This is a genomic window from Candidatus Nitrospira salsa, assembly GCF_965152625.1.
Genome location: NZ_CBCUCO010000002.1, coordinates 768,063 through 786,619, shown reverse-complemented (window position 1 = coordinate 786,619; position 18,557 = coordinate 768,063). Strand labels below are relative to the sequence as shown.

Genomic DNA, 18,557 nt, shown 5'->3' with positions numbered 1-18,557 from the left:
TGCATCAAATGTTCATTAATTTATTTGGCAAAAAACCGAAAGTATCTCTATCCATCTTTCCCCGGCACCATGTCCGTACTTTTAATAGTTTTTCAGTTTTCAAAGATAGGCGAAGGGCGCAAAGGGTCGGATGACCAACAATAATCAGGGTATGGCAGCATAAAACACAACATTATGCGAATGTCTTGAAGACTTAGTGTGAAAAAACTCTTCTTTATCGCTTTGCTTCTTTTCCTCGCAGTTCTCGCCAGCACTCTTATGCTCAATCGGCCAGCTGGAGATTCAAGTACGACACGAATCGTAAATATTCAGCGAGGGATGTCGTTGGGAGAAGTGGCCGAATCCTTACAAGAACAACGTCTCATTGCCAATGCGCAATGGTTTCGGGTCATGGGCAAACTCACGAGGGCCGATCGCAAAATTCAGCCTGGAGAATATGAGCTTCATGCTGGATTAACACCAACAGAAATTCTTTCACGATTAAAGGAAGGCAAGGTCTACTATCATGCCGTGACCATCCCTGAAGGGTATACTGTACGTCAGATTGCTGAAATTCTTGCCAAAAAGGACCTGGTTGATCAAGCAAAGTTTCTTGCATTAACTCACGATTCGAATTTTATCAAAAGTCTGAATTTAACGGTTCAGAGTTTAGAAGGTTATTTATTTCCTGATACCTATTTTCTGACACGTTTGACTCCTGAAGAAGAAACGATTCGAATATTTGTTCACAGATTCTGGAAAGCGTTTTCTCCAGCAATGCAGGCACGTGCTAAGGGAATGGACATGTCGGTGCAGGAAGTTTTAACCTTGGCATCTGTCGTAGAAAAGGAGACGGGGTTGTCTCGAGAGCGGTCAATGGTTGCAGGCGTATTTCATAACCGTTTGGCGCAGAATATTCCGCTTCAAAGTGATCCAACCGTCATCTATGCAATCGAGGCGTTTGACGGAAATATACGAAAACGTGATTTGTCTATCGATAGCCCCTATAATACCTATCAAGTTCGTGGTCTTCCTCCTGGTCCTATTGCGAATCCAGGTGAGGCGGCCATTCACGCGGCGTTGTATCCGACTCCCTCAGACTATGTGTACTTCGTTTCCAAAAACGATGGGAGTCATCAATTTTCTGTGACGTTGGCGGAGCACAACCGTGCTGTTGAAAAGTATCAGAAAAAACTGGGTAAACAAGCTTCTTGATGGTTCGTTCCTATCTCAATGACCATTGAAGAGAAATTACAAGAACTTGGCATCGTTCTTCCGTCGGCTCCTAAGCCTCTAGCCTCATACGTTCCAGCCTGTTTAGCCGGCGACTTGCTTTTTGTGAGCGGGGTCCTTCCTTTCCACGATGGGAAGCTGACGATAACTGGGAAACTTGGTCAGGAGTTGAATACAGAGCAAGGATCTAAGGCTTCGCAGACGGCGGTGCTGAATGCTTTAGCAATCATTCAGCAAGAACTTGGTACGCTGGATCGAGTTAAACAAATTGTGCGAATGACCGGGCACGTGGCATCGGCGACTGGATTTTCTGAACAGCCAGCGGTGATTAATGGCGCATCCGATTTTTTAGTGAAGGTGTTTGGAGAGTCAGGGCGACATGCGCGGCTTGCTGTCGGTGCGGCTGAGCTTCCACTCTGTGCACCAGTTGAACTCGAATTGATTGTTCAGGTGATAATTTGATGTCTCAATGATTTCTTGGAAATTTCATCACTAACGATTTGTATTCAAACACTGTGTCAGTTTCTGCTTCAATTTTTTACTCTCACCTGTTGTGGTAATCACCTCCATTGATGTTCGGTCCGGCTTCACTTTCGTTGTTTGACTCGCCAAAAGACTGCTTGATATAGTCCTTCCAAGATATTCACCACGTAAAAGTGTGTGTAAGTTATAAGGTATCGCGAGTCTTCGGCCAGGGAGGCGTCTCATCGTTTTTTTTATTTCTTCGTAGTATTTTCCTCTACGGAACTCTAATTTTAACATCATAAGGGTTTTTGGTTATGAACAATAAATTTGCTCTTTTTATAGCGGGCTTCATTGTTTCTGCCTTTTTGCCCAACATCATCTATGCGGAACTTCATCCAGAATCCGGGCCATTGGGAACGACTGTGACAATCAGTGGCGGGGAGTTTGGAGACTTTCAATCCACACAGAAAAATCGGGTTGAGTTTAATGGCGTGTCGGCTCTTGTTCAACAATGGGAGCCAGACTTTATTATGGTGAAAGTTCCCCTTGAAACGAAAACCGGTAAGGTGACGGTCATTAATGGAGATGCCGAAATTGCTGTTGGGTCTTTTGCTGTACAGCAAATCCAGATTAGCCGACTCGAGCCAGCAAAAGCTGAGGCTGGATCAACCCTGGTCATCCATGGTGAAAACTTTGGCAATACTGCTGGTTCGCGTGATCCGAATACGATGTTTGGAGTCAATCAAGTGTTGGTCAATGGGATCCGAGCTCAAGTTCAAAAATGGCGTCAGAATAAAATCGAAGTTGCCATTCCTGCCAATGCGAGTACTGGAAATGTTGAGGTTCGCTTAGCTTCATCTGATCCGTTACCAGATGGATCTTGTTGTGCTCCGGTTGATTATATTCTGAGTAATGCTGTCCCGTTAACCGTGATTCCCAAAATTTCTATTCAACCGACGGAAGGTCCAGTTGGTAGTAAAGTTGTCCTGTCGGGTCAAGACTTCGGGGATACATTACCCGAAGATGCTTCAGTGTTGATTGGTGGTCAGCCAGCTGGTATCGCGCAATGGACCAATCGTACGATTGTCATTCATGTTCCGCTAAATGCGAAAAGCGGTCCAGTGACATTAACGAATCAAGGCGACACCCGAGAGGTTGCTCACTTCACCCTTCAGAAGAGTAAGGTTTCTGAACTGAGCCCTCTGCGTGGGCCCATCGGCACATTACTGACAATTAAGGGACAGCATTTTGGCGTCTTGTCTGAAGGGGGGAACACCGCGTATGCCTTTGACTTTGAACCAGGGGAAAATGGTGTTGAGATCGGTGGTGTTCCGGCTGTCATTCATCGATGGCTTGATAACCAAATTGACGTGTGGATACCGTACAGTGCAAAAAGTGGCGAAGTTGTGGTGAAGAGAGGAGCGTCTCTTCCTCATCAAGATGGAACCTGCTGTGAAGCCCACGATGTCGTGAAACTTGTTGCCGGTACATTTACGGTTGTAGAGCCCACGGTGACATCGTACTCTCCGAAGTCAGCCGGATTAGACGAGGTTGTCACGATTAAGGGGTCAGGGTTTGGAAGTTTTTTGAAAATTGCCGAACCCACAAAATTAAGCATCAATCAAAAAGGGCATGATTGGGAAATATATCGATTAGATGCAGATGTTTCACGTAGTGAAGTGATTCTCAATGGGCTGGCCGCGCAAGTCGTTTCTTGGAGCGATAAAGAAATTCAAGTGCGTGTGCCCCGCAGGCAAGCGTTTGGTGTGACAAACCCTGAAGGAATTGATTTGAGTCTTTTAAATGGTGAATTGATCGTCAAACGTGGTTCGTGGGACATTTTGGAAAATAAGAAATGCTGTACGCCAAAGAAATGGGTTTCGGCCGTTGCTGGACCATTTACCATTTTAAAACGTGGTTTACCCGATCCTAGCGCCTTTAATCCTAATAATCATCTATCTGATTAATTCTGAACGAGTTCATGGGAGTTGGTAATTTGAAACGTATGTACGCACTGTTGTTTGTATTGGTGGCGATTTTTTTGTCTGTTGCAAGTTCTGTCCATGCGGACTCAACAAACCCTGTCACAGCGAGCATTCAAGAGAGTGGAACGAAAGTGACACTTCTTGACACCTACTTTAAAGATAAGGCAGCCGGGTGGGCTGTGGGAGCTGGGGGAACACTTTTGCGAACTCAGGATGGGGGACAGACCTGGACGGCTCTTCCTCGACGAACAAATGTCCTGCTCACTGTCGTAACGTTTGCGGATGATCAGCATGGGTGGGTACTTGGGCAAAATGGAACAGTGCTTCATACAAGTAATGGCGGCAATACCTGGGTTCCACAAGTGAGTGGGACGAGTGCCACGCTATATGGTAGTCACTTTCTCACTCCGCAGACGGGCTGGATTGTCGGGGCGAGAGGGACGCTTCTCTATACCAATGATGGTGGAGAAAACTGGGAAGATCAAGGAAGCGATACAACTGCGGACCTCTTTGGAATCAAGTTTATTGATGAATCTGTTGGATGGGCTGTTGGGGCGTTAGGCGTCATTTTAGTGACGAAGGATGCCGGAAAACACTGGAAGCTTCAATCAACCGAGCAGAGCCCGGCAACGTTTTTTGATGTTGAGTTTATCAATGAAAACATTGGATGGACCATCGGCACACAAGGCTCGATATTCCAAACGATTAATGGAGGAAAGACGTGGAATGATCAAACTCGTCCATGCGGAGCTCCCTGTATTAAACCATCTGATCTAGTAGAAATTTACTTTATGGATGCGGTCACTGGTTGGATTATCGGAGAACGTGGGATTCTTCTCTATACGAAGGATGCTGGGTTTACCTGGACTGAGTCAGAGCCGGTTAGCTCTGTATCTCTATATGGCCTGTCCTTTCCTGACAAGATTAATGGTTGGGCTGTCGGTGATCAAGGGACTATTGTAAAATTCACGCAGAAGGCCCCTTAACATCTATTGTTGTAAACGTCACGTGTTTAAAGCGTTCTTGTACCATGACCATCCCTGTTATGGCCGCGGTTTCTGATCGAAGGATTTTTTTACCGAGCGTCACCTTTCTCATTCCTGAATTTTCTGCGTCTTGAATTTCCGCTTGACTCCAGCCTCCTTCCGGTCCGATTGTGAGAACAACGTTTTGATTATTTGAGAATGGTTGATCGTGCTCTGCCGCCGTGTTGATCACTGTAGGCTCTTCTCGTTCAACTAATATCAGGTTGTTTTGAGTTTCGGATAATGCATGAAGAAATGTGTGAAATGGTTGCGGTTCAAGAATGGCTGGGAAATCCCAACGCTCAGACTGTTGAGCCGCCTCTAGAGCTATTCGCTGCCATCGTACCTGATGGGACGTCATCGAACTCTTCCCTATTCGGCTTTGTACCCGTTCGGAAATAATGGGAATGATTGCATGTACGCCTAACTCTGTGGATTTTTGAATGACCCAAGCCATGTGTTCGCCTTTTAAGACCGATTGCGCAAGGGTGATCGTAGGTTGTTCTTGAGGAGGACCAATGACGGTATCTTGAATATTACCGTAGAGAGTGCGTTTGGTAACGTCTGTGACTTCAACAGAATGTCGCTGGCGTCGTTCGTCGCAAACCTGTATAGACTGACCTGGGCGGATTCGTAAACTTTTTACGATGTGCGTATAGAGAGAGCCCGCTAGCGAGATACGATGATTTTGGATTGTTGTGGAGGAGACAAAAAAAACCGGCATAGGGAACATTCGCCGGATAAAGAAAATGCCGACGTCGGCTATTATTCAAATAAGTTTTTGACTTTGTCAAAAAGGCCTTCCCCATCACCCTGCTCATTTAAGACATTACTTTCTTGGGCAAAGGCCATAAGAAGTTCTCGTTCGCGGAGCGTTAATTTTGTTGGAATTTTCACCTGGACACGAATCAGTTGATCGCCAGGTTGACCGTTTTTCACGCTGGGAATGCCTATTCCTTTTAACCGAAGAACCTTATCAGGTTGGGTTCCCTCAGGTATCTTGACCATGGTACTGCCTTTCAAGGTTGGTACTTCGACTTTCCCCCCTAGAGTGGCAGTCACAAAATGAACAGGAAGGTCATATAAGACATCGTTGCCTTTCCTTGTGAAGAACTGATGAGGTTTAACTGAAATGGCAACATACAAATCCCCTGGAGGACCGCCGTTGGAGCCATGCTCTCCTTCATGGGCTAATCGAAGCCGCATGCCGGTTTCCATGCCGGCCGGAATCGTGACGGACAAGGTACGTTCCCGATAGACGCGTCTTTTCCCGCGACATTCTCGACATGGATCGGATATAATTTTCCCCGTTCCTTGACACTCTCCACATGGTCGATTAATTGTGAAAAATCCTTGCTGAAGCCGGATTTGTCCAATACCTCGACATGTTGAGCACGTTTTAACTGATTTGTCAGATTGTGCCCCGGTTCCATGGCAAGTATCACACGTTTCCCATCTTGGAATTTTTAACTTAGCTTCTTTTCCGGTAACGGCTTCTTCGAAGGAGAGTTCAAGATTGTATTGAAGATCGGTGCCGGATTCAGCTCGAGACCGGCCTCGGCCACCACCAAAAAACCCTTCAAAGATATCTCCGAATACATCGTCAAATCCACGGCCAAAGTCAAATCCCTCAGCTCCACCAAACCCTTGTGGTCCGCCTGAGTGTCCGAACATGTCGTACTTTTTTCGTCGTTCGGCGTCACTCAGGATTTCATAGGCTTCTCCGGCCTCTTTAAACAATTCCTCTGCGGCCTTCTTTTTGGTGGCATCGCTTTGAAGGTCGGGGTGATGTAGTCTGGCAAGTTTTCGAAATGCCTTTTTGATGTCGTCTTCGGAAGCACTTCGATCAACACCGAGGACTTCATAATAATCACGTTTTCCAGTTTGTGCCATTATGTCAGAGCTGTCTCCATGTCAAAATGGTTGTACTCGGCATGTTGATCATGTATATGTCGCATGCACCCTCTCATTTATTCTACTCTATTTTGCTTCTTTGTCGACTTCTTCAAATTCCGCGTCAACAATTTTCTCATCTGAATTTGAAGAAGAGGTGTCATCACTATTCGTGTCCTCAGTGTGGCCTTCCGGTGAGCCAGAGGTGGCAGCATCGGCGGAAGCCTTTTTGTACATTTCCTCTGCGAGTTTATGAGAGGCTGTCGTGAGGTTTTGCATTGATGTTTTAACTAACTCAGCGTCGGCACTATCCAACGCAGCCCTTAAGTCGGCAATCGCGGTTGTAATTTTAGACTTTTCTTCCTCGTCAACTTTATCACCATGTTCAGACAGGTTCTTTTCTGTGCTGTAAATAAGGGTGTCAGCTTGGTTTTTGAGTTCAACCAGTTCTCGTTTCTTCTTGTCTTCTTCCGTATGCGCTTGCGCATCCTTGACGAGTTGGTCAACTTCTTCCTTGCTCAGCCCGCTGGATGCCGTGATCTTGATCGACTGTTCCTTTTGTGTCGCCATGTCCTTAGCCGACACGTGCACGATCCCATTGGCATCAATGTCAAAGGTGACCTCAATTTGGGGCAGACCACGAGGCGCAGATGGAATTCCGACCAAGTCAAATTGTCCCAACAATTTATTGTCGTTGGCCATTTCACGTTCACCTTGAAAGACGCGAATCGTCACGGCGGTTTGGTTATCAGCTGCCGTGGAAAATACTTGGCTTTTCTTTGTCGGAATCGTCGTATTCCGGTCAATCAGTCTCGTGAAAATTCCACCTAAGGTTTCAATGCCCAATGAAAGAGGAGTGACATCAAGCAGGAGGACGTCTTTCACGTCACCTTTAAGCACACCACCTTGGATGGCGGCTCCAATGGCCACGACTTCATCAGGGTTGACCCCTTTGTGTGGTTCTTTGCCAAAAAACTCTTTAACCCGTTCGATGACTTTCGGCATTCTCGTCATGCCACCGACGAGGACGATTTCGTTGATTTCACTGGCAGAGAGTCCAGCATCAGAAAGGGCCTTTTTACATGGTTCGATGGAACGCGTGATCAGATCATCAACGAGCTGTTCGAACTTGGACCGTGTCAGCTTCAGGACAAGATGTTTCGGTCCGCTGGCATCGGCTGTAATGAAGGGGAGATTGACTTCCGTTTCTTGCGAAGACGATAACTCAATTTTTGCCCGTTCTGCCGCTTCTTTCAGTCGTTGAAGCGCCATTCGATCTTTTTGTAGGTCAATGCCCTGATCTTTTTTGAATTCTTCAACAAGCCAGTCAATAATTCGAAGGTCAAAGTCATCTCCACCAAGAAAGGTATCGCCGTTTGTGGATTTAACTTCAAAGACGCCATCGCCAATTTCAAGAATCGAGACATCGAATGTTCCACCCCCTAAATCGTAGACGGCAATGCGCTCATCTTTTTTCTTATCAAGACCATAGGCGAGAGATGCTGCTGTTGGCTCATTGATAATGCGGAGAACATTGAGGCCTGCAATTTGTCCTGCATCCTTTGTGGCTTGCCTTTGACTATCATCAAAGTAGGCTGGAACGGTAATGACCGCGTCTGTAACTTTCTCGCCGAGGTAGTCTTCTGCAGTTTGTTTCATTTTTTGGAGAATCATGGCAGAGACTTCTGGTGGGCTATGGTGTTTTCCACGAATTTGAACGTCGACGTCACCGTTTTCCGCTTCAACAATCCTGTAGGGAAGGCGTTTGACCGCATCGGCGACTTCCGGTGAATTAAATTTTCGCCCCATCAGTCGCTTGACGGAAAAAATGGTATTTTCGGGATTCGTAATGGCTTGCCGTTTGGCAATCTGTCCGACGAGGCGTTCATCCTTATCGTTGACGGCGACAACTGATGGCGTCGTTCGGCCTCCCTCGGAATTGGCAATGACGTTAGGGTCTCCACCGCTCATCACTGCGACGCAAGAATTCGTCGTTCCCAAGTCTATTCCAATGATCTTACTCATGCTCTTATCCTCCTTCAGTACAGCTCTGTTCGCTATTAGTATTCGTGTCTTGATCAGATTGTGATTTGGCGACGGTCACCATCGCCGGGCGAAGAATGCGTTCGTGTAAAAAATAACCCTTTTGATATTCGTCGATGACCGTATTGGGCTGTGCCGTGTCTGATTCGACTTGCGCGACAGCCTGATGCTTAGAAGGATCAAAGGGTTCTCCAGGGCTTGTAATTTGTTGTAATCCAAGTTTTGTCAATGTTTCGAGGAATTGTTTATGGGTTAAGATCACGCCTTCCAGAAGGGGGCCGGTTAAACTTTGTTCCTGTGCTGCTTGGATCGCACGTTCAAGGTTGTCTAGGGTTGGCAGGAGATCTTTGATCAATTTTTCATTGGCAAACTTAATCGCGTCACTTTGGTCGCGCTGTGAACGTCTTTTGTAATTATCAAATTCTGCCGCTAAGCGTAAGTATTTATCGTGAGCCGTGTCTGCTTCTTCAGTTTTCGCCTTGAGGTCTTGCCGAAGAGTCTCAATATCATCGGGTAATGTGGTTTCTTGAGCGATGTCTTCCTTCTGTTCAGAAGAAGAGCAGGGGGTTAACCCTTCGCTCCCGGGAGCATCTTCTTGAATGGGTTGATCGCTTGTGCTCATAAACAGCCTTTTCTCCTCTAATTTCATCCGTACAAAATCGTGTGTTCTCCAGATAGTCATGGGAATAGTTAAAGTCAACCCACTGGCTGAAATTTCCTACATTTTTCAAAAATTTAGAGAAAATTGACGATATGGCGGGTGTTCACTATGCGGAGATTGTTCGTCGATAAAGGAGTTCCAAGCCTTCTAGTGTGAGATTTGGTCGGACTTCATCGATCGTAGAGGAAATTTGAGAAATAACTGTAGCTAAGCCTCCTGTAGCGATAACGTAGGTGGTTTCCCGAATTTCTTCTTGAATTCTTCGTACTAATTCATCGACGAGTCCTGAATAGCCAAAAATGAGACCTGATTGCATACTGGTAATCGTATCGGTGCCAATAACCATTGGTGGTCGGACCAAATCGATAATTGGGAGTTGGGCTGTTTGAAGGTGAAGCGAATCCGCTGAGCTTTTTAGGCCAGGAGCGATTGCCCCGCCTAGGTATTCACCTGATGTCGTGACGGTACAAAAGGTTGTCGCGGTCCCAAAATCCACAATGATGAGCGCACGTTGGTATCGTTCAAAGGCTGCAGCGGCATTAACCAGTCGATCCGTTCCGATTTCCTGGGGATGTTGATATCGCAAGGAAAGGCCAAGAGGGCTTTTATATGAAACAATAATTGGATTTTGCTTGAAAAACGTTTTGACCATGGACTCGAAGACCACAGTGATGGGTGGTACGACACTGGATATAATACAGCCAGTTATTTGAGAGGTGGATATGCTATAGGAGTCTAGCAGGGAAAGTGAGAGAATTCCGTATTCATCCGTGGTTTTAGTTTGATCTGTGGCTAAACGCCAAGCGGCACGTAGGTGTTCTTGATCGAAGATTCCTCCGACAATATGACTATTCCCTATATCAATGGCGAGTAGCATGATTCTCTAGTTTCTGAATAATGGCGTAATTAATCTGAGATTGTAGCCTTCTTAATAAGCTGTGAGGGTTTTCGGGCATGGATCACATCGCCTGACCGTATGGCCATTATTGTTTGGTTTCCGTGACTCTCTGAAGGAATGATGCGTAGTTCACCATCATTGCCAATATCGACGGCTACCCCTTCGACCCGATTTCCGGAATGAAGCTGGATTTCAATTGAACGTCGCAACGTGATGCATCGTTTCATGTATTCGGCTCGTATGACGTCAACATTTGCTGAAGATAATCTTTCGTAGTAGGTCTCAACATTTTTGAGAAATGCTGCTAACAAGGGCAGTCGATCATATTGCCTGTGACTTTCTAGTCTGAGAGACGTGGCGGTGCCTTGTAATTCTTCAGGAAAGTCACCTTGGTTATTATTTATGTTAATGCCAACTCCTACGACAGCGGCCCAAGCCCCATCTCCATTTTGCCTAGCTTCACAGAGGATTCCAGCTAACTTTTTATCACGAATGATAATGTCATTGGGCCACTTAAGGGAGATTGAAAGTCCAGAAATCAATTCAAGAGTCTCAGCTAAGGCAATGCCTGTCACTAAGGGAAGCCATGACGCATGGGCTTGATAGGCAGGTTGTGTTAATACGATTGAAAAGTAGAGGTTTTTTCCAGCAGGGGAGTGCCAGAAACGGCCCTGACGTCCTTTTCCCGCAGTTTGGCAATCAGCAAGAACGACAGTGCCATGGGAAGCCTGGCGTTGCGCTTCTTCGAAACCTAATGTATTAGTTGAAGAAACTTCATTGTAAATAATCGTGGGCCGACCGATTTCCTTGGTTGAAAGCAGCGACTGAAGGACCTCTTGGGAGATATCGGCGTGTTTCGGGGAATTGTTCATCAAACTACCCATTGCGTGGTCGACGGAGATGTGATTGTGTAATCGGGTTAAGAGATAAGCTTAGATCCATGGACCGAGCTGAGTGGGTTAGGGCTCCGATGGAGATAAAGTCCGCTCCAACGCTTGCAATACTTTGAACATTTTTCAGAGTGATTCCTCCCGATATTTCAGTAAGGGCTCTCCCGTCTATTAGCTGAATCGCCTGACGGAGAATGTGAGGAGGCATATTATCTAAAAGAATGATATCGGCTTTGCCTCGTATCGCTGCTGTTACTTGATCCAACGTCTCGGTTTCAACACAGACTTTCAGGCGAGCGGGGGCTTGTGTTTTGGCCAGGTGACAAGCTTGATCCAGTGTGATTTTTTTGGAATACAGTAAGGTCAAATGATTGTCTTTGATGAGAATTCCATCTTTTAAGGATTGTCGATGATTGTGTCCTCCGCCAAAAGTCACAGCCTGTTTTTGTAAAGACCGTAATCCTGGGGTCGTTTTACGTGTGTCAAGAATTTTTGTTGAAGACGTTGTTAACGCGAGGCAAAATTGGCGTGTGAGCGTCGCGATTCCCGATAAATGTTGTAGAAAGTTTAAGGCGACACGCTCGGCTTTGAGTAACGACCTGGCGTTTCCCGAGATCATACAGCAAATCGTTCCTGCCTTTATAACACTTCCATCTTTCTGATAGGCCTTAAATTTCAATGATCGATCAACTTGTGTAAACACTTGCTTCGCGACATCTAAGCCTGCAAGGACCAATTTTTCTTTGGCCATAATCGTGGCTTTTGCTTGAAGGCGTGCAGGGATCAGGATCTTGGTCGTAATGTCGTCGTCGACAGCATCTTCTTCCAATGCGAGTTTGATCAGTGAGCGAACGTGTGTTTTTTGCGCGGACATAGTCACAGGGAAACTTATCCGAGGATCGATGAAAGTTGTCGTTGACTACTTGTCAACAGGGCTAATTCATCGGTAAGAGCCTTGAACCGAGTTTGCGATTCAAGAATCACATCTGGTTCGGCTTTGTCTGTGAAGTTTTTTGACGAAAGGCGAGCCTGGAGGCGGCTGGATTCTTTTTCTTTTTCAAGCACCTGTTTGCGTATGCGGTCTAACGCACGTTGCAAGTCGATTTCCTGATCGATTGTGCTTCCAATCGTGATGGAGCCTGAAACAATGCGTAGGATATTTTGTGCTGACCAGGTATCGCTTTCCGTTACGGTCACGGTTCCACGAGTCAGGTGTTCAAGGTTCGATTTCAGCTCGTTGAGTGTTAGGAGCTCTTCTGGGTCAGTTGACGTTCCCCAGAAGACCATGGATTGAACCGGTGAGCAGTTGAGCAGGGCACGGCTCGTACGCGATGCATTCACAAATTGCTCAAAGATTTGAAAATCTTTTTCAATTTTTGGAGAATCCCAATCTTTTTCGGCTGTCGGGAATGGTTGAGTGACAATTGATGTTCCCGAGTGTGGAAAAGCTTGCCATAGTTCTTCGCTCAAAAATGGCATGAACGGATGAAGTAGCCGTTGAATGACTTCAAATGATTCGTAGAGTGTATGACGAGTCGCTTGCGCCAGCTCAGAGTTTGGATTCTGAAAAGCAGGTTTCACTAATTCGATATACCAGTCACAGTATTCGTGCCAAAGAAATTGATAGAGCGTCGATGTGGCTTGGTCAAATCTGTACTCTTCCAAAAATCTCGTACAGTCACGAATGGTATGATTCAGGCGGCTAAGAATCCAACGGTCAGCAAAAGATCGCTGCGAAGTTGGAAGAGCTTTCAACTCCCCATCACCATATAGCGCGATAAATCGAGCTGCATTCCATATTTTTGTCACAAAGTTTCGATATCCCTCAATGCGTCCTTCGGCAAGCTTGATGTCGCGTCCCGGCGAAGCCATTGAAGCTAAGGTAAATCTCAAGGCATCAGTGCCATACTCCTGCATTTTGGTTAATGGATTGATGACGTTGCCTTTTGATTTACTCATTTTCTGACCTTCCGCGTCTCTGACCAGAGCATGGATATAGACATCACGAAATGGTACTTCATTCGTAAATTTGAGTCCCATCATGATCATGCGGGCGACCCAAAAGAAGAGAATGTCGAGTCCCGTGACTAACGTTGCGGTCGGATAAAACGTTTTCAAATCGATATGTTCTTTGGGCCAACCGAGGGTCGAGAAGGGCCAGAGAGCTGAAGAGAACCATGTGTCCAGGACATCTGGGTCTTGCAGGAGTTCGTGGCCTCCACAGTGAGGACAGGAGGTTGGGGGTGTTCTTGAAATGATGGGAGTGGCTTCAGGCGCGATAAAGCCTGCCATGGTTGAGGTTTCAAGTTTGTTTTGATTGTTGGTCTGGTTTTCTTGGTCTTTTTTAGAGAAATGCAAGTGGTCGATATTACATGTTTTGCAATACCATGCTGGAATTTGATGTCCCCACCAAATTTGTCGTGAGATGCACCAATCTTTCAGATTCCGCATCCACCCAAAGTAATTGCCCTTCCACGAATCTGGAATAATTCGAATGTCTCCCGATTCCACAGCCTGAATGGCTGGATCGGCGAGTGGCTGAATTTTCACAAACCATTGGGGCGAGGGATAGGGTAAAATCACAGTTTTGCATCTATAGCATTTGCCAATGGCCATTGTGTGGTCTTCGACTTTTTGAAGTAATTCCCGTTCTTCCAAGGCTTCGGCAATAAGCTTTCGAGCTTCGAGTTCTCCTTTTCCGTGAATACGATCTTTGAGTTGTGGATCAATGTCATCATTTTCGAACAGTTCCGTATTGATTCGAGCATGGTGATCAAAGATTGGTTTTGATGGAAGGTTCAGGCGTTTGCCGGCTTCTTCATCATTGAAGTCAGAGGCTGGCGTGATTTTCACGGCTCCTGTTCCAAATTCACGATCGACAAGAATGGAGTCACCGACAATCGGAATCGTTCGATTGGTCAGTGGTAATAGAATCGACTGTCCAATAAGATGATTGTAGCGTAGATCATCTGGATGAACGGCAACGGCCGTGTCTCCTAGCATTGTTTCTGGCCGGGTTGTAGCAATGGTGAGGAAGGTATCCGGCTTTCCCGCAACGGGATAGTGAATATGGTAGAGTTTGCCCTTTATGGTCTCATGTTCGACTTCAATATCTGATAGTGCCGTCAGACATCGTGGACACCAATTAATTAATCGTTCTCCTCGATAGATGAGGCCTTCTTCGTAAAGCGTTACGAAAACTTCATTCACAGCTTGCGATAGTCCATCGTCGAGCGTGAAGCGTTGACGACTCCAGTCGCATGACGCACCCAACTGTTTGAGTTGCTCGATAATGGTATCGCCGGATTGTTGCTTCCAATCCCATACTCGTTTAATGAATGCTTGACGACCTATTTGCTCTCGTGAGCTACCTGCAGCCATCAGTTGGCGTTCAACGACATTTTGTGTGGCAATCCCAGCATGATCGGTCCCAGGTAGCCAGAGAGCCTTAAATCCTTGCATACGCTTCCAGCGAATCAAGATATCTTGGAGCGTGCTATTCAGGGCATGTCCGATATGGAGAGAGCCCGTGACGTTGGGAGGAGGAATGACGATAGTATAAGATTGTTCAGGTCCATCTGTTTTAGGTGTAAAAAGACCTTTATCAATCCAATATTGGCCCCAGCGTTTTTCAACTTCCTGGGGTGCGTATGTTTTATTAAGTTGTGGTGGGGGCATGTGTTGTCAGAGGTTTAATTGGAAAAACCGATCTTATCATGCACTTAGGAGGGCTTCAAGCAAGAGGTCGTACTTGTTGGGTGCTGTGGAGTTATGATATAGATCGTGTATACATTGTCCCTGATGCTAAAAACAAGGAGGAGGAGTTTATGCCTAGAGGTCGAGAAAAAGATCGTGATCTTCGGAAAAAACACCGTAAAAACAAAGACCGCTTGAAAGCCTTAGAGCGCGATCAAAGAACAAAGAAAGCTAAATAATCGAGAAGCTGTTTTCTCTCAATTCCGTCCAGCTATTCTTGGTCTGCATGTAGCTCCAGGTTTCTACCCAACGATCCAATCCTATTTTTCAATTTTCCACCAATGCAGCCATTGACGATTCGTGTAATTTGGTTCGAATTTTCTTAAATATTTTAAGAATTAAGATCTCATCCTAGTTGAATCCATGGAGGTGGGTCCTCAAGGTTGAATTTTGAAAATATGTCATATTCCCCTATAAAAGTAGTGTTCTTTGACGCTGCTGGAACCCTCATACATATTAACGGGTCTGTAGCTGATGTGTATCTTCAGTATGCCAAGAAGTATGGCGTCCAGCCGACTCCGGATTTAAAGTCAGCGATCCAGTCAGCTTTTTCACAGGCATTCCAACAGGCGCCTCCAGCAATATTTCATGTTTCACAACCTGAAAAGTTAAAACAATGTGAACGTCTATGGTGGTTTGATATTGTCCATGCCGTCTTTTACCGCGTTGGAATGTTTGAACGATTTGACGATTATTTTGAGGAAGTCTATGAGGCGTTTGGTACGGGTTTACATTGGAAGGCCGACCCGGAAGTGTTCCCTGTTCTCCAAACGTTAAAAGATCTTGGCTATGAATTAGGTATTATTTCAAATTTCGATACCAGACTTTTTCAAATACTTGACGATCTTTCACTCAGATCGTTTTTTGATACCGTGACTATTTCAAGTCTCGTGCAATCCGTCAAACCGTCAAAACAAATCTTTCACTTTGCTCTAAATGAACATGTTGTTGAGCCGCATGAAGCTTTGCATATCGGCGACAGTGTTAAAGATGATTGGGAAGGAGCTGTCCAAGCAGGGTTACATGCCGTCTTATTAAATGGCACGGGAAAATCCAGCCACTCCGCGCAGAGCATTCAAAGTTTTACCCAACTGCCAGAACTTCTTCGCAAGTTTTCCTCGAATAAACAATGACTCAATGAGTCTGTTTCCGAATAATATGACCAGCAGTACAAGGTAAGTATCCAAATTCTTGTTTTTTCGTCATTCTTCTTTACATGTACAATCACGTTTTACCAGTCGTCAAGGCTACTACCTGTCATGACCTTCAGGATGAGGGTTGAACAGGAAAATATATACTTTAGCCTCATCCTTATAGACGTTAGTTCTGACTTGACCTTCTTGTGTATTTTACGTACTGTTCTTGTCAAAGTCTGGTAATCTTTCAACTATACAAGGTCCTGAGTGTAGCGCACGGGCATGGAGACCCAACTCACTGTGAATTTTTTTGCCATTAGCGGTCTTTTAAATGGAATAGCGGCAACTGGGTTAGCCTTGTTGGTGTATTTCCGGGCTCCTCAAAATCCAAGACATTGGACCTATGGTTTATTTGGGCTCACCACAGCCATTTGGAGTTTTGGATATTTTTTCTGGCAAATTTCAGAGACCAAAGATCTCGCGTTATTTTTTATCCGTTCCCTCATGGCTGGAGCCATTTTTATCCCTGTCACATTTCTCCATCATATTCTTACTCTTCGAAATGAATATATCAGTAAATGGAATATTTTGAAGGGAAATTATATTGTCGGAGTAATTTTCCTTTTGGCAAATATGAGTCCATACTTTGTCGCAGATGTTGAAGCCAATCAATTTTTTCCGTTTTGGCCAGTGCCGGGTATCCTGTTTCATGGATTTCTTGTTTGGTGGGTTGGAGTCGTTATTTATGGGCATTATCTCTTGTGGGATGCGTATACGACTGGAGATAGGCTCCGCCGTCAGCAATACCTTTATCTGACCATTGCAACGGGGGTTGGATTTGCCGGGGGAGCGACAAACTTCCCACTTTGGTACGGGTTCGAAGTTCTTCCGTACGGGACGATTCTCTTTACCTTTCATGTATCATTAGTGGCCTATACGCTCCTTCGTTATAACCTCATGAATTTTACCGCATTTGTGGAGAAAGGGTTGAGTTACCTCGCCGTGTTGCTGTTGATTTCACAACCAGCTTATCCAGTCTTGCTCTTGGCACAGAAGTCTGTATTTGGAGCAATCAGTTACCGCTATTCCATGGTCCAATTGTTTGTTCATTTATTGACTGTTGCAGGGGCCTATCAAATGAGAATAGGGGCTCGGCGCTCTCTCTCTGGCACAGCCGCCAAAGGGCAAGATTTTCGCATGAGAGCGCTTTCTCAGTTTTCAACTAATATTGCGACTCTTCAGGACATGGACTTATTGGGGAAAGAAATTATTAGAACGCTAAGCCGAGGTATGCGTGCTCAGACAGCAATGCTTTTTGTGTTAAATGATGAAAAAAATAAATATATCCAAGTTTCGGATTTTGGCTCTAATGGTAATTCTAAGGCAAATCTGACCTTTTCGATTACGGATGATCTTCCACGGTATTTGGCGATCGTTCAAGCTCGAGTCTTTTGTCAGGAACTGAGGCTGTCATTTCCTGATCAATGGAAACAGCGAGTCTTAAAAGACTTAGAGCAATTGCGTGCTGACGTCTGTTTTCCATTTATTCGAAAAAATCGTTTACTGGGATTCTGCCTCATTAGTCCCTGTTCGCCAGAATCTCTTGAAGAAGTCGAAGCCTTAGGTTTTGTTTCAACCTTGGTTCGTGAGGCTGCATTGGCTCTTGAGAATGCCATTCTTCGTGAGGAAGTCATCCGTTCACAGGCCATTGTTCGGCACATGGATCGTTTACGGTCGCTTGAAACCATGTCTGGTGGATTAGCGCAAGAGCTGACGAACTCGCAATCTTCGATTAAAGCGTTCGTCCAGTTAGCACAACTACGAAGGAAAGATGAAGAGTTTTTGAGCCGTTTTCAGAACGTCATTTCTTCCGATGTTCAGCGAATAGAAAGTTTGACAAAAGAAATCAGGGAATATGCAAGTCATGAGTATTCAGGCGATCAAGCCGAGGAAAATATCAATGAATTGATCGATTCATGTGTTTCCTTTATTACGCTTAATCCTGAATTCCGACATATGAAAATTGAAGTTTCGCTTGACCTTGAAATTCCCACCATGGTCTTTAATCGACAGGAAATTCGGCAAGTTCTCTTTAACTTATTGCTCTATTATATTAATCGAGTGGGGAATGGTGATAATCTAGAGAAGGCACTCTTCATTAAAACGCAGGGGATCACAAGTTCCACAGGCGACAGATGGATCCAGGTCGAGCTTTCCGATATCCAAGATACACCAATATTTGATGTGCTATTGCCCTCATTTCATTCAGGAGAAAGCACCTATTCAGGCTTAGAAAAGACTGACCTTGATGATCAGGGGCTCGCCATTGCTCGTGATATTGTGGAAACCTATGCAGGGTACGTTCAAGTGTATAGCTCGAAGACTGATGAAAGACTTTTCTTGCTGAGTTTACCTGTGATCGCAAAAGGAAGAAGCCGGCGTATTGAGCAACGGAACTCTCTGTTTTCTACTTCGTAAGCAAGCAGATTCTTGCTTGGCATATTTGAGAGAATCTTGGGGCGATTGCATCCGTATTCGGTGAAGTCATTCATAAACGGCTTTCGCTTTTATCTTTCTATAAGTTTCTCCCGCG

At 45.3% G+C, this 18,557-nt stretch carries 14 protein-coding genes; 6 read left to right on the top strand and 8 right to left on the bottom strand.

Going from position 1 to position 18,557, the window contains the following annotated elements:
- Positions 1-198 precede the first annotated feature (198 nt).
- From mltG to ACWQXP_RS05345, 4 genes are all read left to right on the top strand, one after another.
- Positions 199-1,194 carry an endolytic transglycosylase MltG gene (mltG, locus tag ACWQXP_RS05360; protein WP_454061808.1) on the top strand — a complete coding sequence of 332 codons (996 nt, stop codon included), beginning with the start codon at positions 199-201 and terminating at the stop codon, positions 1,192-1,194.
- 18 nt (positions 1,195-1,212) lie between these two features.
- Entirely contained in the window at positions 1,213-1,674 is a 462-nt protein-coding gene (locus ACWQXP_RS05355; RefSeq protein ID WP_454061807.1) for a RidA family protein, read from the top strand.
- Between the two features lie 317 nt (positions 1,675-1,991).
- Positions 1,992-3,644, top strand: coding sequence for an IPT/TIG domain-containing protein (locus ACWQXP_RS05350; protein WP_454061806.1), 1,653 nt, complete (start codon positions 1,992-1,994; stop codon positions 3,642-3,644).
- Positions 3,645-3,658: 14 nt separating this feature from the next.
- Entirely contained in the window at positions 3,659-4,648 is a 990-nt protein-coding gene (locus ACWQXP_RS05345; RefSeq protein WP_454061805.1) for a YCF48-related protein, read from the top strand.
- On the opposite strand, the gene ACWQXP_RS05340 is transcribed toward ACWQXP_RS05345, so the two are convergent.
- The 8 genes from ACWQXP_RS05340 to ACWQXP_RS05305 all read right to left on the bottom strand — a co-directional run bounded on the left by ACWQXP_RS05340 (position 4,629) and on the right by ACWQXP_RS05305 (position 14,750).
- Complete coding sequence (locus ACWQXP_RS05340) at positions 4,629-5,411, bottom strand: RsmE family RNA methyltransferase (protein WP_454061804.1); 783 nt, start codon at positions 5,409-5,411, stop codon at positions 4,629-4,631. The genes ACWQXP_RS05345 and ACWQXP_RS05340 overlap by 20 nt on opposite strands.
- A gap of 41 nt (positions 5,412-5,452) precedes the next feature.
- Positions 5,453-6,580 carry a molecular chaperone DnaJ gene (dnaJ, locus tag ACWQXP_RS05335; protein WP_454061803.1) on the bottom strand — a complete coding sequence of 376 codons (1,128 nt, stop codon included), beginning with the start codon at positions 6,578-6,580 and terminating at the stop codon, positions 5,453-5,455.
- A gap of 87 nt (positions 6,581-6,667) precedes the next feature.
- The gene (gene dnaK / locus ACWQXP_RS05330) at positions 6,668-8,551 is read right to left on the bottom strand and encodes a molecular chaperone DnaK (protein ID WP_454062986.1); all 1,884 of its coding nucleotides are present in this window, start codon (positions 8,549-8,551) and stop codon (positions 6,668-6,670) included.
- Positions 8,552-8,609: 58 nt separating this feature from the next.
- Positions 8,610-9,245, bottom strand: coding sequence for a nucleotide exchange factor GrpE (gene grpE / locus ACWQXP_RS05325; RefSeq protein WP_454061802.1), 636 nt, complete (start codon positions 9,243-9,245; stop codon positions 8,610-8,612).
- A gap of 145 nt (positions 9,246-9,390) precedes the next feature.
- Entirely contained in the window at positions 9,391-10,161 is a 771-nt protein-coding gene (locus ACWQXP_RS05320; RefSeq protein WP_454061801.1) for a type III pantothenate kinase, read from the bottom strand.
- Between the two features lie 29 nt (positions 10,162-10,190).
- Positions 10,191-11,054: a biotin--[acetyl-CoA-carboxylase] ligase gene (locus tag ACWQXP_RS05315; RefSeq protein WP_454061800.1), complete on the bottom strand. Its 864-nt coding sequence runs from the start codon at positions 11,052-11,054 to the stop codon at positions 10,191-10,193.
- Positions 11,055-11,058: 4 nt separating this feature from the next.
- Positions 11,059-11,946, bottom strand: coding sequence for a carboxylating nicotinate-nucleotide diphosphorylase (gene nadC / locus ACWQXP_RS05310; RefSeq protein WP_454062985.1), 888 nt, complete (start codon positions 11,944-11,946; stop codon positions 11,059-11,061).
- A 14-nt stretch (positions 11,947-11,960) separates the two neighbouring features.
- Positions 11,961-14,750 (bottom strand): valine--tRNA ligase, encoded by a 2,790-nt coding sequence (locus ACWQXP_RS05305; protein WP_454061799.1) that lies wholly within the window; start codon positions 14,748-14,750, stop codon positions 11,961-11,963.
- Between the two features lie 476 nt (positions 14,751-15,226).
- On the opposite strand from ACWQXP_RS05305, the gene ACWQXP_RS05300 reads away from it, so the two are divergent.
- The gene (locus tag ACWQXP_RS05300) at positions 15,227-15,961 is read left to right on the top strand and encodes an HAD-IA family hydrolase (protein ID WP_454061798.1); all 735 of its coding nucleotides are present in this window, start codon (positions 15,227-15,229) and stop codon (positions 15,959-15,961) included.
- 303 nt (positions 15,962-16,264) lie between these two features.
- Positions 16,265-18,442 (top strand): histidine kinase N-terminal 7TM domain-containing protein, encoded by a 2,178-nt coding sequence (locus ACWQXP_RS05295; protein WP_454061797.1) that lies wholly within the window; start codon positions 16,265-16,267, stop codon positions 18,440-18,442.
- The last annotated feature ends 115 nt before the right edge of the window (positions 18,443-18,557 follow it).

Excerpts from the sequence above, each read along its gene's own strand:
- ACWQXP_RS05305 (WP_454061799.1), bottom strand. The coding sequence starts at position 14,750 with ATGCCCCCACCACAACTTAATAAAACATACGCACCCCAGGAAGTTGAA.
- ACWQXP_RS05355 (WP_454061807.1), top strand. The coding sequence starts at position 1,213 with ATGACCATTGAAGAGAAATTACAAGAACTTGGCATCGTTCTTCCGTCG.
- grpE (WP_454061802.1), bottom strand. The coding sequence starts at position 9,245 with ATGAGCACAAGCGATCAACCCATTCAAGAAGATGCTCCCGGGAGCGAA.
- ACWQXP_RS05345 (WP_454061805.1), top strand. The coding sequence starts at position 3,659 with ATGGGAGTTGGTAATTTGAAACGTATGTACGCACTGTTGTTTGTATTG.
- ACWQXP_RS05320 (WP_454061801.1), bottom strand. The coding sequence starts at position 10,161 with ATGCTACTCGCCATTGATATAGGGAATAGTCATATTGTCGGAGGAATC.
- ACWQXP_RS05300 (WP_454061798.1), top strand. The coding sequence starts at position 15,227 with ATGTCATATTCCCCTATAAAAGTAGTGTTCTTTGACGCTGCTGGAACC.
- nadC (WP_454062985.1), bottom strand. The coding sequence starts at position 11,946 with ATGTCCGCGCAAAAAACACACGTTCGCTCACTGATCAAACTCGCATTG.
- ACWQXP_RS05340 (WP_454061804.1), bottom strand. The coding sequence starts at position 5,411 with ATGCCGGTTTTTTTTGTCTCCTCCACAACAATCCAAAATCATCGTATC.
- dnaK (WP_454062986.1), bottom strand. The coding sequence starts at position 8,551 with ATGAGCGGTGGAGACCCTAACGTCATTGCCAATTCCGAGGGAGGCCGA.
- ACWQXP_RS05350 (WP_454061806.1), top strand. The coding sequence starts at position 1,992 with ATGAACAATAAATTTGCTCTTTTTATAGCGGGCTTCATTGTTTCTGCC.
- ACWQXP_RS05315 (WP_454061800.1), bottom strand. The coding sequence starts at position 11,054 with ATGAACAATTCCCCGAAACACGCCGATATCTCCCAAGAGGTCCTTCAG.
- dnaJ (WP_454061803.1), bottom strand. The coding sequence starts at position 6,580 with ATGGCACAAACTGGAAAACGTGATTATTATGAAGTCCTCGGTGTTGAT.